Annotated in this window: 11 protein-coding genes; 9 read left to right on the forward strand and 2 right to left on the reverse strand. The window is 72.6% G+C overall.

Features of this window, described 5'->3' with window-relative positions; all coding sequences use genetic code 11:
* Positions 1 to 6 precede the first annotated feature (6 nt).
* Positions 7 to 936 carry a LysR family transcriptional regulator gene (locus EAD98_RS15990; RefSeq protein ID WP_121654859.1) on the reverse strand — a complete coding sequence of 310 codons (930 nt, stop codon included), beginning with the start codon at positions 934 to 936 and terminating at the stop codon, positions 7 to 9.
* A gap of 83 nt (positions 937 to 1,019) precedes the next feature.
* On the opposite strand from EAD98_RS15990, the gene EAD98_RS15995 reads away from it, so the two are divergent.
* The 7 genes from EAD98_RS15995 (at position 1,020) to EAD98_RS16025 (ending at position 9,593) form a co-directional block, all read left to right on the forward strand.
* Positions 1,020 to 1,703 (forward strand): succinate dehydrogenase cytochrome b subunit, encoded by a 684-nt coding sequence (locus EAD98_RS15995; RefSeq protein ID WP_121654860.1) that lies wholly within the window; start codon positions 1,020 to 1,022, stop codon positions 1,701 to 1,703.
* Position 1,704: 1 nt separating this feature from the next.
* On the forward strand, positions 1,705 to 3,642 hold the full coding sequence (locus EAD98_RS16000) for a fumarate reductase/succinate dehydrogenase flavoprotein subunit (protein WP_121654861.1): 1,938 nt from the start codon (positions 1,705 to 1,707) through the stop codon (positions 3,640 to 3,642).
* A complete protein-coding gene (locus EAD98_RS16005) occupies positions 3,639 to 4,403 on the forward strand; it encodes a succinate dehydrogenase/fumarate reductase iron-sulfur subunit (protein WP_121654862.1) in 765 nt (254 codons plus the stop codon). The genes EAD98_RS16000 and EAD98_RS16005 overlap by 4 nt, the downstream gene beginning before the upstream one ends.
* Positions 4,404 to 5,136: 733 nt before the next feature.
* A complete protein-coding gene (locus tag EAD98_RS16010) occupies positions 5,137 to 6,321 on the forward strand; it encodes a zinc-dependent alcohol dehydrogenase (RefSeq protein ID WP_121654863.1) in 1,185 nt (394 codons plus the stop codon).
* Positions 6,318 to 7,238 carry an SDR family NAD(P)-dependent oxidoreductase gene (locus EAD98_RS31840; RefSeq protein ID WP_121654864.1) on the forward strand — a complete coding sequence of 307 codons (921 nt, stop codon included), beginning with the start codon at positions 6,318 to 6,320 and terminating at the stop codon, positions 7,236 to 7,238. The genes EAD98_RS16010 and EAD98_RS31840 overlap by 4 nt, the downstream gene beginning before the upstream one ends.
* A gap of 85 nt (positions 7,239 to 7,323) precedes the next feature.
* A complete protein-coding gene (locus EAD98_RS16020) occupies positions 7,324 to 8,334 on the forward strand; it encodes a serine hydrolase (RefSeq protein WP_121654865.1) in 1,011 nt (336 codons plus the stop codon).
* 113 nt (positions 8,335 to 8,447) lie between these two features.
* Positions 8,448 to 9,593: an MBL fold metallo-hydrolase gene (locus EAD98_RS16025; protein WP_121654866.1), complete on the forward strand. Its 1,146-nt coding sequence runs from the start codon at positions 8,448 to 8,450 to the stop codon at positions 9,591 to 9,593.
* A gap of 2 nt (positions 9,594 to 9,595) precedes the next feature.
* Here EAD98_RS16025 and EAD98_RS16030 read toward each other — a convergent pair whose 3' ends face one another.
* Entirely contained in the window at positions 9,596 to 11,107 is a 1,512-nt protein-coding gene (locus EAD98_RS16030; protein ID WP_121654920.1) for a deoxyguanosinetriphosphate triphosphohydrolase family protein, read from the reverse strand.
* 142 nt (positions 11,108 to 11,249) lie between these two features.
* On the opposite strand from EAD98_RS16030, the gene EAD98_RS16035 reads away from it, so the two are divergent.
* Positions 11,250 to 13,814 (forward strand): Tex family protein, encoded by a 2,565-nt coding sequence (locus EAD98_RS16035; protein ID WP_121654867.1) that lies wholly within the window; start codon positions 11,250 to 11,252, stop codon positions 13,812 to 13,814.
* Between the two features lie 535 nt (positions 13,815 to 14,349).
* Positions 14,350 to 15,234 carry an aminoglycoside phosphotransferase family protein gene (locus tag EAD98_RS16040; protein WP_121654868.1) on the forward strand — a complete coding sequence of 295 codons (885 nt, stop codon included), beginning with the start codon at positions 14,350 to 14,352 and terminating at the stop codon, positions 15,232 to 15,234.
* Positions 15,235 to 15,266: the final 32 nt, after the last annotated feature.

Genomic DNA, 15,266 nt, shown 5'->3' on the forward strand with positions numbered 1-15,266 from the left:
CGGCGATCAGCGGGGGTCCACGCCCGGAGGTAGGTCGTCGCGGTCGATCGCGGACTGCACGTAGTCCAGCAGGATCCGGCGCAGCTCCCGGCCGGCGTGGGTCGGCACGACGTCCCGCCGGCGGGCCACCGCGATGGTCCGGCGGACCCCGGGTGGCGCCAGTGGGGTGATCCGCACCCCCGGCCGGCGCGCCAGCACGATGCCGGGCACCAGCGCGATGCCGAGCCCGGCCTCGACGAAGCTGAGGACGGCGTCCATCTCGCCGCCGTCCACCGCGAAGGTCGGCTCGAAGCCGGCCTCCCGGCACGCCTGGATGGTCGCGTCGCGCAGGTCGTAGCCCTCCCGGAACATCACCATCGGCTGGTCGCGCAGGTCGGTGATGTGCAGTTCCCCGGTCAGCGAGGCGGTCGGCACCTCCGCCACCGAGGCCACCACCAGGCTCTCGCGCAGGATCGGGTCGACGCGCAGGCCGGGGTCCGCGCCCTGGGCCGGCATGATGATCAGAGCCAGGTCGAGGTCGCCGCGGAGCAGGTCGCGCACCAGGTCCTGGGATCCGCCCTCCTCGACCTTGAGGTCGACGGTGGGGTGCGCGTCGCGGAACCGGCGCAGCACGGGCGGGGCGAGCGAGGTGGCGAGGCTCGGGGTGGCGCCGAGCCGGACCCGACCGCGACGCAGCCCGACCAGTTCCTGTACCTCCCGGGTCGCGGTGTCCACGTCGGCGAGGATCCGGGTGGCCAACGGCAGCAGCACCTCACCGGCCGCGGTGAGGGCGATGTTGCCCCGTACCCGTTCGAACAGGGGCGCTCCGAGGTCGGTCTCCAGGGCGTGAATTTGCTTACTGAGAGAAGGCTGAGTGATGCCGACGAGGTCGGCGGCTTGGGTGAAATGTCGTACTTCGGCCACCGCAACGAAGTACCGAAGCTGATGGAGCTGCATCTACATAGCCTACGGCTATCAACACTGCGAGTTTGATGCATTGGACGACTGATCCATGTGCTCCTAGCGTCGGATGCGTGGTAATGACGAAAACTCGGTCGCCCATCCGCTCCAACGTCGGCCTCAAGGCCGTCATGGCGGTGACGGGCATCTTGCTGGCGCTGTTCCTGATCGCGCACATGATCGGAAACCTGAAGGTGTTCACGGGGGAGACCTCGTTCGACCACTACGCGCACTGGCTGCGCGACATCGGCAAGCCGCTGCTGCCCGGCGTGTGGTTCCTCTGGATCCTGCGCTCCGTGCTGGTGGTGGCCGTCGTCGCCCACATCGTGGCCGCGACCGTGCTGGCCCGGCGGGCCCGCGCCGCCCGCCCGGTGAAGTACGCCCACCGCAAGAAGGTCAACGGCAGCTACGCGGCCCGCACCATGCGCTGGGGCGGCGTGATCATCCTGCTCTTCGTGATCTACCACCTCCTGGACCTGACCACCGGCACGCTGAACCCGGTCGGCAACGAGAGCAAGCCGTACGGCAACGTCGTCGCCGACTTCGCGCCGGAGCGCTGGTACGTGACGCTCTTCTACACCCTCGCCATCGTCGCGGTGGGCTTCCACCTGCGGCACGGCGCCTTCAGCGCGTTCCGCAGCCTCGGCCAGCAGACGCCGCGGGGCGAGCGCCGGGCGCGCACCGCCGCGCTGGTCTTCGCCGTGCTGCTCTGCGCCGGATACCTGGTGGTCCCGTTCGCCGTTCTCACCGGATTGGTGTCCTGACATGGAACTCTTCACCGAGGGCGACCCGATCGCCGACACCAAGGCTCCCGCCGGCCCGATCGAGAAGCGCTGGGACACCCGGCGCTTCGAGGCCAAGCTGGTCAACCCCGCCAACCGCCGCAAGATGACGGTGATCGTGGTCGGCACCGGCCTGGCCGGCGGCTCGGCCGCGGCCACCCTGGCCGAGCAGGGCTACCACGTCAAGTCCTACTGCTACCAGGACAGCCCGCGCCGGGCGCACTCGATCGCGGCGCAGGGCGGCATCAACGCCGCGAAGAACTACCGCAACGACGGCGACTCGGTGCACCGGCTGTTCTACGACACCGTCAAGGGCGGCGACTTCCGCTCCCGGGAGTCGAACGTGCACCGGCTGGCCGAGGTCTCGGTCAACATCATCGACCAGTGCGTCGCCCAGGGCGTGCCGTTCGCCCGCGAGTACGGCGGGCTGCTCGACACCCGATCCTTCGGCGGCGCCCAGGTGCAGCGCACCTTCTACGCCCGGGGACAGACGGGCCAGCAGCTGCTGCTCGGCGCGTACCAGGCCCTGGAGCGGCAGATCGGCCTCGGCAACGTGGAGATGAACGCCCGGCACGAGATGCTGGAGCTGGTCATCGTCGACGGCAAGGCCCGCGGCATCGTGGTCCGGGACCTGGTCACCGGAGAGATCAGCACCGAGATGGCCGACGCCGTCGTGCTCGCCTCGGGCGGCTACGGCAACGTCTTCTACCTTTCCACCAACGCCAAGGGCTGCAACGTCACCGCCACCTGGCGGGCGCACCGCAAGGGCGCGTACTTCGCCAACCCCTGCTACACGCAGATCCACCCCACCTGCATCCCAGTCTCCGGCGACCACCAGTCGAAGCTGACCCTGATGAGCGAGTCGCTGCGCAACGACGGCCGCGTCTGGGTGCCGAAGACCAAGGGCGACGACCGCAACCCCCGGGACATCCCGGAGGACGGGCGGGACTACTACCTGGAGCGGATCTACCCCTCCTTCGGCAACCTGGTCCCCCGCGACATCGCCTCCCGCGCCGCGAAGAACGTCTGCGACGAGGGCCGGGGCGTGGGGCCGACCAAGCTCGGCGTCTACCTCGACTTCGCCGACGCGATCGGCCGGCTGGGCCGCAAGGCCATCGAGGCCAAGTACGGCAACCTCTTCGAGATGTACGAGCGGATCACCGGCGAGGACCCGTACGAGGTGCCGATGCGGATCTACCCCGCCGTGCACTACACGATGGGTGGTCTCTGGGTCGACTACGACCTCCAGTCGAGCATCCCCGGCCTGTTCGTGATCGGCGAGGCGAACTTCTCCGACCACGGCGCGAACCGGCTCGGCGCCTCGGCGCTGATGCAGGGCCTGGCCGACGGCTACTTCGTGCTGCCGACCACGATCGCCAACTACCTGGCCTCGGGGCCGCTGGAGAAGGTCGACGCCAGCCACCCGGCGGCGGTCGAGGCGCGCGCCGACGTCGAGGACCGGATCCAGCGGCTGCTGGCGGTCAACGGCGACCGGACGGTGGACTCGTTCCACCGGGAGCTGGGCCAGATCATGTGGGAGCACTGCGGCATGGAGCGCAGCGAGGCCGGGCTGCGCAAGGCGATCGGCGAGATCCGCGACCTGCGCGACGCGTTCTGGCAGCGGGTCCGGGTGTCCGGCACGGGCGAGGAGCTCAACCAGTCGCTGGAGAAGGCCGGCCGGGTGGCCGACTTCTTCGAGCTGGCCGAGCTGATGTGCATCGACGCCCTGCACCGCGAGGAGTCCTGCGGCGGCCACTTCCGGGCCGAGCACCAGACCCCGGACGGTGAGGCGCAGCGCGACGACGACCGGTTCGCGTACGTGGCGGCCTGGGAGTTCACCGCCACCGGTGAGCCGTCGGTGCTGCACAAGGAAGACCTGAAGTTCGAATACGTCCACCCCACGCAGCGGAGCTACAAGTGAACCTGACCCTGCGCATCTGGCGCCAGAAGGGCCCTGAGGACAAGGGTCGGATGGTGACCTACAAGGTCGACGACGTGTCCCCGGACATGTCGTTCCTCGAAATGCTCGACGTGCTCAACGAGCGGCTGATCCTCGCCGGCGAGGACCCGGTGGCGTTCGACCATGACTGCCGCGAGGGCATCTGCGGCATGTGCGGCTTGATGATCAACGGCGACGCGCACGGGCCGCAGCGCGGCACCACCGCGTGCCAGCTGCACATGCGGCAGTTCACCGACGGCGAGACGATCGACATCGAGCCGTGGCGGGCCAGCGCCTTCCCGGTGATCAAGGACCTGGTGGTCAACCGGGGCGCCTTCGACAAGATCATCGCGGCCGGTGGCTACATCACCGCGCCGACCGGCAGCGCCCCCGAGGCGCACTCCACCCCGGTGGCCAAGGCCAACGCGGACGCCGCCTTCGAGTCGGCGGCCTGCATCGGCTGCGGCGCCTGCGTCGCGGCCTGCCCGAACGGCTCCGGCATGCTCTTCACCGCCGCCAAGCTCACCCAGCTCTCGCTGCTGCCGCAGGGCCAGCCGGAGCGGTACACCCGGGTGATCGGCATGGTCGACGCGCACGACGAGGCCGGCTTCGGCGGCTGCACCAACGCCGGCGAGTGCACCCCGGCCTGCCCGAAGGGCATCCCCCTGAACACCATCGGCCGGCTCAACCGCGACTACCTCGCGGCCACCGCGAAGGGCGCCGGCAACACCCCCGGTTCCTGATCAGCCCGCCACACCGGACCGCCGTACCCCGCGCGTTCCAGGGGGTACGGCGGTCTGGCTTTGGGGCCGCCGTGATGTGGCGGGTTGCGGTGGTGGGGCTGGGGCGACCGTCCCCGGCTCCGGGCGGTCAGGCTTGATCCCTCCGCCGGGGACGGTCGCCCCAGCCCTGACCTGGTCAGCGTCTCGTCCGTCTGTTGCGGCACGTCCTGGTACGCCCGCTGACTCCTGATCGCCGACCCGCCAGCCCAGCCCAGTTCAGCCCGCCCGGCCCGCCCGGCTCGGCCAGCCCGGCTCGGCCCGCCCATTGGGGGTGATCCACTCCGTATCGCCGATGTCGTGGTGTCGAGTCGCTCAGATACCGCCATGTCGGCCAAACGGAGTCGATCACGCCCATGGGTCGGGCCGGCGGCTAGATCGACTCGGTTTCCGGAAAACCGGCCTGTCACTGCGCCTGGGACACCCCGCCTTTTTGAAACGCGGGTCGATCAACAGGGCGGACCACCTCCTCGGGACGCACGGGCGCCGGATGACCACCGGGCTGGGGGGCGACCGTTCCCGGCGCAGGGATCAAGCCTGACCGCCCGGAGCCGGGGACGTCGCCCCCAGCCCCGCCGCAACCACCTCCGAGCCAGGACGTTCGCCCCCAGCCCTCCGAGGCAGCCACTCCGGACCGGTTCAAGTGCCGGAGCGCGGGTAGCAGTCCGGTAGGCGTACCGGAGAAGGGACGAGCGGCATGAAGGCACTGACCTGGCAAGGAAAGCGGGACGTACGGGTCGAGGAGGTCCCGGACCCCCGGATCGAGGAGCCGACCGACGCGATCGTGAAGATCACCTCAACGGCGATCTGCGGGTCTGACCTGCACCTGTACGAGGTGCTGGGGCCGTACCTGAAGCCGGGCGACATCCTCGGCCACGAGCCGATGGGCATCGTCGAGGAGGTTGGGCCGGAGGTGACCCGGCTCAAGCCCGGCGACCGGGTGGTGGTGCCGTTCAACATCTCCTGCGGCAGTTGCTGGATGTGTCAGCGCCAGCTGTACGCGCAGTGCGAGACCACCCAGGTCACCAGCGAGGGCAAGGGCGCGGCGCTGTTCGGCTACACCTCGCTCTACGGCTCGGTCCCGGGCGGGCAGGCCGAGTACCTGCGCGTTCCGCAGGCCCACTTCGGGCCGATCACCGTTCCGCAGACCGGCGCCGACGAGCGCTACCTCTACCTCTCCGACATCCTGCCCACCGCCTGGCAGGCGGTGAAGTACGCGGACACCCCGCCCGGCGGCACGCTGGCGGTGTTCGGGCTGGGCCCGGTCGGCCAGTTCTGCGCCCGGATCGGCCGTCATCTCGGCGCCGGTCGCGTGATCGGCCTGGACCTGGTGCCGGAGCGGCTGGAGCTGGCCCGCCGGCACGGCATCGAGGTGCTGGACGTCCGGGAGCTCGACGATGTGCCGGGCGCGCTGATCGACCTGGTCGACGGACGCGGCCCCGACGCGGTGATCGACGCCGTGGGCATGGAGGCGCACGGCTCACCGGTGGGCAAGTTGGCCCACGCCGCCGTCGGGCTGCTGCCGGACAAGCTGGCCCAGACGATGACCGACCGGGTGGGCATGGACCGGCTCTCGGTTCTGCACGCCGCGCTGAAGTCGGTCCGCCGTGGTGGCACCGTCTCGCTCTCCGGCGTCTACGGCGGCGAGGCGGACCCCATGCCGCTGATGGAGATGTTCGACCGGGGCATCCAGCTGCGGATGGGGCAGTGCCACGTGCGCCGGTGGACCGACGAGATCCTGCCGCTGCTCGCCGGTGACGACGATCCGCTGGGCGTGGAGGACCTGCGGACCCACCGGGTGCCGCTGGCCCGGGCGCCGGAGGCGTACGAGATGTTCCAGAAGAAGGAGGACGGCTGCATCAAGGTCGTGCTCGCTCCGTGAGCCGGGTCGTGGTGATCGCCGGTGCGACCAGCGGGATCGGCCGGGCGACGGCCCGGGCGTTCGCCGAGCGCGGCGACCGCGCCGCCCGCGCCACACAGACCCTGGCCGAGGTACGCGCGGAGTGCCCCGACGTCGACGTGCTGACCGTGCCCACCGATGTCACCGAGCCGGGCGCGTTGGAGGCGCTCGCGGGCGCCGCGACGCACCGGTTCGGCCGCATCGACGTCTGGGTGCACACGGCCGCCGTGATGGCCTACGGGCGCTTCGACGAACTGCCGGAACGGGTCTTCGACCAGGTGGTGCGGACCGATCTGCTGGCCGCGGCCGGATCGGCGCGGGTGGCATTGCGGCATTTCCGGGCGACCGGGGCCGGCACCCTGATCCTCACCGGTTCGGTGCTCGGGCACATCACCGCGCCGTACATGAGCGCCTACGTGGCCAGCAAGTGGGGCTTGCAGGGGTTGGTCCGGACCCTGCAGCAGGAGCTGCGCGACAGCCCGCGGATCCGGCTGTGCCTGGTCAACCCGGGCAGCGTGGACACCCCGGTGTACCAGCAGGCGGCCAACTACCTGGGTCGGGTCGGCCGGCCCCCACCGCCGGTCACCAGCCCGCAGCGGGTGGCCCGGGCCATCGTGGACTGCGTGGACCGGCCCCGTCGGGAGGTGTCCGTGGGCCGGTTGAACGTGGTGCTGCGTGCCGGTTTCACCATGCTGCCCGGCGTGTACGACGTCCTGGTCGGCCCGTTGATGCGGTTGGCGGGCCTGAGCGGGCGGCCGGTCGACGCGCACGACGGCACGGTCTTCGCCCCGAACCCGCTCGGCGAGGCGGTGCGCGGCGGTCACCTTCCTGACCTGCGGCAGCTCGCCCGCGGCGTGCCCGGGCCGGTGGGCGGCGTGCTGCGCCGCCGGCTCAGCTGAGCGGTCGGGGGGCACCTTGCATCGATCAACTCGCCTAGTGTGGTGGTCCGGCAAGCGCTCCGGCGCACCACGATGGGGGAGACGATTGACCATCCGACTGAACCGCAGGACCGCGCTCGGGCTGGGCACCGTGGCCACCGCCGGTACGGTGCTCGGCGCCGCCGGCCCGGCGAGCGCCGCCGCAACGACCGAACCGAGGCCGACCACCCCGGCCCAGGCCGCCCGCCGGGTCGCCGCCAGCTATTCCCGGCTCAGCACCGAGGCCGGCGGCAACTGGCAGGCGTACGTCAGCGTGGCTGACCCCGCCGGAGCGCCCGTGGTCGCGGTGTCGGCCGAGGCGGACCGGCGGATCGAGGCGTACAGCGTCAACAAGATCGCGGTCGCCACGGCGGTGCTCGACAAGATCGACCGGGGGCTGCTCACGCTGGACCAGCGGGTCGAGGTGACCGAGGCGATCGTCGTACCGGGCGGCGACGGCATCTTCAGCCTGGACGGCGCGTACCCGAGCAGCGTGACCCTCGGGCACGTGCTGGCCACCCTGTTGACCGTCTCCGACGACACGGCGGTGCGCCTGTGCGGGTCGGTGTGCCCGGCCGCCGAGCTGAACGCCATCCTGGTCGCCAAGGGCTTCCCGAACACGCAGGTCGAGCCGGTGGCCAACCCGAACCGGTTCTTCCTCGGCACCAGCACCCCCCGGGAGACGCACGACCTGCTGCGCGCCCTGGTCGCCGGCACCCTGCTCTCCCCCGCGTCGACGGCGTTCCTGCTCGGGCTTCTGCGCGCCCCGGTGGCGTTCACCGACGGCATCCGCCGCACCATGTCCTCCGAGGAGCGGGCCCGGATCGCCACCAAGGCGGGCTGGTTCGCCGACGCCCGGCACGAGGCCGGGATCATCTTCGACCGCTCCGGCGCCGCGGTGCTCACCTACGCGCTGTTCGCCGACGGGCAGGCCGACCCGGACGACTTCGGCGCCACCCACCCGGCGGTGCAGGCCCGGGCCGCCATGGGGCCCCGGTTCCTGGCCGCGGTGGACCGGCTCGCCGGCGCCGGCACGGCGTACCGGATCGCGACCCGGCGGCCCAGCAACGGCGGCTGAGCACGTTCCCGGGCCGGCCGCCGCGGCGGCGGCCGGCCCGGTGCGCCGACCGCCGGGGCACGAGCCGGCCCGGGTGACTACCGTGTAGTGCGGGACACGGCGGAGGGACGGCGATGGCACCAGCGGAACGCACGGAGGTCGAGCGGTCGCTCGGGCGACGGTTGGGCGGCGCGGCAGGGCTGGCCGCTCTGGCCGGCCTGGCCTGGGTGGCCCGGGACGTGCCGGCGGCACTGGGTGGCCGGCTCGCCGGCGTCCGGGCCGAGCGGGCGGCCCGTTCGCCCCAGTTCCGCGACGGCACCTTCCACAACCAGGCCGGCACCCGCACGATGGTCGCCGACCCGGGCCGCAACCTGCTCCGCGAGCTGATCTTCGGCAAGCAGAAGCGCCGCCCGAGCACCGCGGTGCCGCTGCTCCGTCCGGCCGAGGAGCCGGCCACCTCCGGCACCGACCGGGAACTCGGTGTCATCTGGTACGGCCACGCCTCCGCCCTGGTGGAGATCGAGGGCTACCGGGTGCTCATCGACCCGGTCTGGAGCGAACGCTGCTCCCCGTCGGCCCTGGTCGGTCCCCGTCGGTTGCACGAACCCCCGGTACGCCTCGACGAGCTGCCCCAGCTCGACGCGATCCTCATCTCCCACGACCACTACGACCACCTCGACATGGCCACCGTCCAGGAGCTGGTCACCCGGCAGTCCGCGCCGTTCCTGGTGCCGCTGGGGGTGGGGGCCCACCTGGACCGGTGGGGGGTGCCGGCCGACCGGATCATCGAGCTGGACTGGTCCGAGAGTCACCAGATCGACGGGCTGACGGTCATCGCGACGCCGGCCCAGCACTTCTCCGGCCGGGGGCTGCGCCGTGACGGCACGCTCTGGAGTTCCTGGGTGATCCAGGGGACGTCCCGCAAGGTCTTCTACACCGGCGACTCCGGCTACTTCGACGGGTACGCGGCGATCGGCGCGGAACACGGGCCGTTCGACGTGACGCTGATGCAGATCGGCGCGTACGACCGGGCCTGGCCGACCATCCACATGTTCCCCGAGGAGGCGGTCGACGCCCACCTCGACCTGCGCGGCGGGCTGTTCATCCCGGTGCACTGGGCGACGTTCAACCTGGCCCTGCACGACTGGTCCGAGCCGGTGAACCGGCTCTGGGCCGAGGCGAAGGCTCGTGACGTCCGGCTGGCCGTTCCCCGCCCCGGCGAGCGCGTGGTGGTCGACGACCCACCCGCCGTGGACGGCTGGTGGCAGGCCGTCGCCTGAGCTCAGAGCACGAAGGCGTCGGTCCAGAGCGCGCCGGAGCGGCCGGAGAGCGCGTCCAGCATGGCCACCGCCTGACCGTCGGTGAGCTGCGCGACGAAGTCCACGATGGCCCGGCCCCGGGCCCGGCCGATCCGGTCCGAGGTGCGCGGGTGCAGCTCCGCCTCGGCCAGCTCGACCAGGTCGTGCAGCCGCCGGGGCAACCGGGACTCCTCCTCCGGGTCGAGCAGCCACTCCCACAGCGCCTCGACCAGGGTGCCCAGCAGCCGGGCCTGGCCGCGCTGGTGCAGGGCGAGGTCGGGGCGGGCCAGCACGAACCGGTGGTGGACGAACTTGAGCACCTGCACCTCGTGCCACTGGGCGCAGCCGAGCAGCACGTACCCGGAGCGCACCGACGGCTGGTCGGTGACCGTGATCGCCTCGACGAAGCGGGTCGACCAGCGGGCGGAGAAGCGCGCCACGTACTGCTCGGCCTCGATCGAGCCGTCGAACGGCATCGCCAGCAGCCCGTCGACCAGTTCCTCGCGGACGTGCTCGACGGCGGCGGCGAACGCGTCGTCGTCGGCGATCCAGGCGTCCTTGCGGTGCAGTTGCCGGCGCAGCCGCTCGATCGCCGCTCCGGGTCGCCGGGCGGCGGTGGCCAGCGCCGCGTCGGTGATCGCCCGGAAGTGCCCGCTCTCCCGCTGCCAGGCCATCAGCTCGGCGGAGACCGAGCCCTGCTGGAGCACTCCGACCCGGTAGAAGTCCTCCACGTCGTGGATGGCGTACGCGATGTCGTCGGCGGTGTCCATCACGGACGCCTCCACGGTCTGCTGCCAGTCCGGGATGCGGCCGGCGAACGGCTCCCGGGCCTGGCGCAGGTCGTCGAGCTCGGTCCGGTAGGCGCCGAACTTCGACGAGCCGCTCGCCGGGTCGTCCGGCGGCGGGGTGGCGCCGCGCGGCGGCGGGTCCAGCAGGCGGGGGTGCGGGTCGGGGTGGTCCAGCCGGGTCCACGGGTACTTCAGCATCGCCGCGCGGACCGCGGCGGTCAGGTCCAGCCCGGTGGTGGCCGCGCCCCGGATCTCGGTGCTGGTGACGATCCGGTACGACTGGGCGTTGCCCTCGAAGCCGTCACTGAGGCCGAGGCGCTGCCGGGCCAGCCGGTCCAGCACCCGCTCCCCCAGGTGCCCGAACGGCGGGTGGCCCAGGTCGTGGGCGAGCGCCGCGGCCTCCACGACGTCCGGGTCGCAGCCGCCGAGCTTGTCCAGCAGGTCACGCCACCGCTCGTCGGATGTCAGCCGCTCGGCGATCGCCCGGGCCACCTGGGCGACCTTCAGGCTGTGGGTGAGCCGGTTGTGCACCAGCAGGCCGGAGCCGACCGGGCTGATCACCTGGGTGACGCCTCCGAGCCGGGCGAAGAACGGCGAGCCGACGATCCGGTCCCGGTCGGCGCGGAACGGGTTGGCCGTGAGGTCGCCGAGGGCCCGGGCGCTGCCGCCGAAGAGCCGCCGGGCGCGCGGCTCCGCAGCTGTTTCCATGATCGCCACGCTAGCGCAGGCACGGCGGGGCCGCCGCCGGGTCACCCCGGCCGGGCGCGGCGACAACGGCCGGGACCGCCCGGCACAATGCAGGCGGTACCCGCTCTTTGAAGGCGGATCGAGTCGAAGGCGGATCGAGATCGTGACCCAGTCTGTTCATCAGCGGATCGCCGACGAGCTCGGCGTGGCCGAGCGTCAGGTGCGGGCGGCCGTGGAGCTGCTCGACGGCGGCGCCACCGTGCCGTTCATCGCCCGCTACCGCAAGGAGGCCACCGGCCTGCTCGACGACACCCAGCTGCGCACCCTGGAGGAGCGGCTGCGCTACCTGCGCGAGCTGGACGAGCGGCGGGCCGCGGTCCTGGAGTCGATCCGGGGCCAGGGCAAGCTGGACGAGGCCCTGGAAGCGCAGATCATGGCCGCCGACTCGAAGTCCCGGCTGGAGGACATCTACCTGCCGTACAAGCCGAAGCGGCGGACCCGGGCGCAGATCGCCCGCGAGGCCGGGCTGGCGCCGCTGGCCGAGACGCTGCTGGCCGACCCCACCCAGGACCCGCGCGCCACCGCCGCCGGGTTCGTCGACGCGGAGAAGGGCGTCGCCGACGCCGCCGCCGCGCTGGAGGGCGCGCGGGCGATCCTGATCGAGACCTTCGCGGAGGACGCCGACCTGATCGGCACGCTGCGCGAGCAGATGTGGTCGCGGGGCCGGCTGGTGTCCCGGGTACGCGAGGGGCAGGAGACGGCCGGCGCCAAGTTCGCCGACTACTTCGACTTCTCCGAGCCGTACCCGAAGCTGCCCTCGCACCGGATCCTGGCCATGTTCCGGGGCGAGAAGGAGGGTGTGCTCGACCTGACCATGGAGCCGGAGGAGGCCGGCGAGGCGGACGCCGCGCCGACCGGCCCGAGCCGGTACGAGGAGGTGATCGCCGGCCGGTTCGGTGTGTCCGACGCCGGCCGCCCGGCCGACCGCTGGCTCGCCGACACGGTCCGCTGGGCGTGGCGCACCCGGATCCTCATCCACCTCGGCGCGGACCTGCGGATGCGGCTGTGGCAGGCCGCCGAGGAGGAGGCGGTACGCGTCTTCGCCATGAACCTGCGGGACCTGCTGCTCGCCGCGCCCGCCGGCACCCGCCCCACGATGGGGCTGGACCCGGGCCTGCGTACCGGCGTCAAGGTGGCCGTGGTGGACGCCACCGGCAAGGTGGTCGCCACCGACACCATCTACCCGCACGAGCCGCGCCGGCAGTGGGACGCGTCGATCGAGACCCTCGCCCGGCTGGCCGGCGCGCACGGCGTCGAGCTGGTGGCAATCGGCAACGGCACCGCCTCCCGGGAGACCGACAAGCTGGCCGGTGACCTGATCAAGAGGCACCCGCAGCTCAACCTGACGAAGGTGGTGGTCTCCGAGGCCGGCGCGTCGGTCTACTCGGCCTCCGCGTACGCCTCCCAGGAGCTGCCCGGGATGGACGTGTCGCTGCGCGGCGCGGTGTCCATCGCCCGCCGGCTCCAGGATCCGCTCGCCGAGCTGGTCAAGATCGACCCGCGGTCCATCGGGGTGGGCCAGTACCAGCACGACCTGTCCGAGGTGAAGCTGTCCCGGTCGCTGGACGCGGTCGTGGAGGACTGCGTCAACGCGGTCGGGGTGGACGTCAACACCGCCTCCGCGCCACTGCTGACCAGGGTCTCCGGCATCGGCGCCGGGCTGGCCGAGAACATCGTGCTGCACCGCGACGCCAACGGGCCGTTCCGGTCGCGTACCGAGCTGAAGAAGGTGGCGCGGCTCGGGCCCAAGGCGTTCGAGCAGTGCGCCGGGTTCCTGCGCATCCCCGACGGTGACGACCCGTTGGACTCCTCCAGTGTGCACCCCGAGGCGTACCCGGTGGTGCGCCGGATCCTCTCCAGCACCGGCCAGGACCTGCGCTCGGTGATCGGCAAGAGTGGGATCCTGCGCGGGCTGCGGGCGACCGACTTCGTCGACGACCGGTTCGGCCTGCCCACCGTCACCGACATCCTCGCCGAGCTGGAGAAGCCGGGGCGCGACCCTCGGCCGGAGTTCCGCACCGCCACCTTCGTGGAGGGCGTGGAGAAGATCGGCGACCTGACGCCGGGCATGGTGCTGGAGGGCGTGGTCACCAACGTGGCCGCGTTCGGCGCGTTCGTGGACGTCGGGGTGCACCAGGACGGCCTCGTGCACGTCTCGGCCATGTCCCGGACCTTCGTGAAGGACCCCCGCGAGGTGGTCAAGTCCGGCGACGTGGTCAAGGTCCGGGTGCTCGACGTGGACGTACCCCGCAAGCGGATCTCGCTGACCCTGCGCCTCGACGACGAGCCGGGCGCGGCGCCCGACGGCGCACGGGACGGGCAGGGTGCCCGCCCCGGCCGGACCGGCCAGGACGGACGCGGCGGCCCGGCCCAGCGCGGTTCGCAGGACGGACGAGGCGGCCCTGCCCAGCGCGGTTCGCAGGGCGGACGCGGCGGCCCCGACCAGCGCGGTTCGCAGGGCGGACGCGGCGGCCACGACCAGCGCGGTTCCCAGGGCGGACGCGGCGGCCCCGACCAGCGCGGTTCGCAGGCCGGACGCGGCGGCCCCGACCAGCGCGGTTCGCAGGCCGGACGCGGCGGTCAGCAGCGGCAGGGTCGGGGCGGCGGCGCGCCCGCGCCGGCCAACGACGCGATGGCCGAGGCCCTGCGCCGCGCCGGACTGGCCTGACCAACCAGGCACGGCGACACGCCCACCGCGACGCCGTCCGGGATGCCCGCCAGGTGGGCGGCCATCCCGGACGGCAGACACCGTGCCACCCGCGGTGACCGCCCGGCTATTTCCTCACCCGAACGCTGTCGAGCTGCCCCATGCGGCAGGCCCGCCGGCGCCCGACGTGCAGATCTTGGACAGTTTCCGTCAGGTCGGAACGGAAACTGTCCAAGATCTGCGGTCGCTCGCAGCGCGCTTGAAGATCTGGGGCAGGTCAGGACGGGCTTCGGGGCGTGGGCGGCCAGCGAACGAGGTCAGGTGGAGATCGGGCCCGGGTTGGGGTGAGGCCGCCGCCCGCGGTCAGGCGGCTGAGGGTCGGGCCGCCACAGGCGGGGATCGCCTGGAGAGGGGCCAGCCAGGATTGAAAGCGCCGGGACACGAGCGTCTAAGGCGGGAGCGCGGGACGCGGGACGTAGGGCGCGGGCGCGGGCGCGGGGCGCGGGAAATCGGATCGCTTGGCGGTGGGGTTCGGGGTGATGATCTCGCGGTGAGGATGCATACCGACCAGGTCGACGTCACCGCGGACGTGGTCGCCGCGTTGGTGGCCGAGCAGTTTCCCGAGTGGCGGGCCCTCCCGGTACGCCCGCTCCCGTCGTCCGGCACGGTGAACGCCCTCTTCCGGCTCGGCCCGGAGGTCGTCCTGCGGTTCCCACTGCAGCCCACCGGGGACCCCGAGTTGCGTGCCGAGCTGCGGCAGGAGCAGGAGTACGCGCGGCTGCTCGCCGCGCACCTGCCGATCGCGGTGCCCGAACCGCTCGGCCTCGGCGAGTCGGGCGAGGGGTATCCCGGGCCGTGGACGGCGTACCGCTGGATCCCCGGCGAGCCGGCGCGGCACGACCGGATCGACGACCTGGACGCCTTCGCCCGCGACCTGGCCGGCGTCGTCGCCGCGCTGCACGGCGTCGACACCGGCGGTCGGGCGTGGCCCGGGTTCGGCCGGGGCGGTCCGTTGGCCGCCCAGGACGCCGGCGTTCGGTCGTCCCTCGCCGACAGCACCCAGCTGACCGACACCGCCCGGCTCGCGGCCGTGTGGGACCGCTGCCGGGAGGCTCCCCGGCGCGACGATCGCGACGTGCGGATCCACGGTGACCTGATGCCGGGCAACCTGCTGGTTCGCGGCGGCCGGCTGGCCGCGGTCATCGACCTCGGCACGGTCGGCGTCGGCGATCCGGCGGTGGACCTGATGCCGGCGTGGAACCTGCTCGACGCCGGGTCGCGGGAGACGTACCGGCGGGCGCTCGGTGTGGACGACGCCAGGTGGGAGCGGGGGCGCGGCTGGGCCCTGATGCAGGCGATCAACGCGCTGCCGTACTACGTCGAGACCAACACGGTGATGGCCGACATCGCCCGGCACACCCTGCGGGCCGTACTCGACTGAGCCGCGCGGCGCTCGCGGGCGTACCGTCGGCG

The sequence above is a fragment of the Micromonospora sp. CV4 genome, assembly GCF_003667455.1.
In the GTDB taxonomy this organism is placed as follows: domain Bacteria; phylum Actinomycetota; class Actinomycetes; order Mycobacteriales; family Micromonosporaceae; genus Micromonospora.

What these genes read in the sequence shown, in the direction of transcription:
- EAD98_RS15990 (WP_121654859.1), bottom strand. Translation starts at nt 936, where the DNA reads ATGCAGCTCCATCAGCTTCGGTACTTCGTTGCGGTGGCCGAAGTACGA.
- EAD98_RS15995 (WP_121654860.1), top strand. Translation starts at nt 1,020, where the DNA reads ATGACGAAAACTCGGTCGCCCATCCGCTCCAACGTCGGCCTCAAGGCC.
- EAD98_RS16040 (WP_121654868.1), top strand. Translation starts at nt 14,350, where the DNA reads ATGCATACCGACCAGGTCGACGTCACCGCGGACGTGGTCGCCGCGTTG.
- EAD98_RS16000 (WP_121654861.1), top strand. Translation starts at nt 1,705, where the DNA reads ATGGAACTCTTCACCGAGGGCGACCCGATCGCCGACACCAAGGCTCCC.
- EAD98_RS16030 (WP_121654920.1), bottom strand. Translation starts at nt 11,107, where the DNA reads ATGGAAACAGCTGCGGAGCCGCGCGCCCGGCGGCTCTTCGGCGGCAGC.
- EAD98_RS16010 (WP_121654863.1), top strand. Translation starts at nt 5,137, where the DNA reads ATGAAGGCACTGACCTGGCAAGGAAAGCGGGACGTACGGGTCGAGGAG.
- EAD98_RS16025 (WP_121654866.1), top strand. Translation starts at nt 8,448, where the DNA reads ATGGCACCAGCGGAACGCACGGAGGTCGAGCGGTCGCTCGGGCGACGG.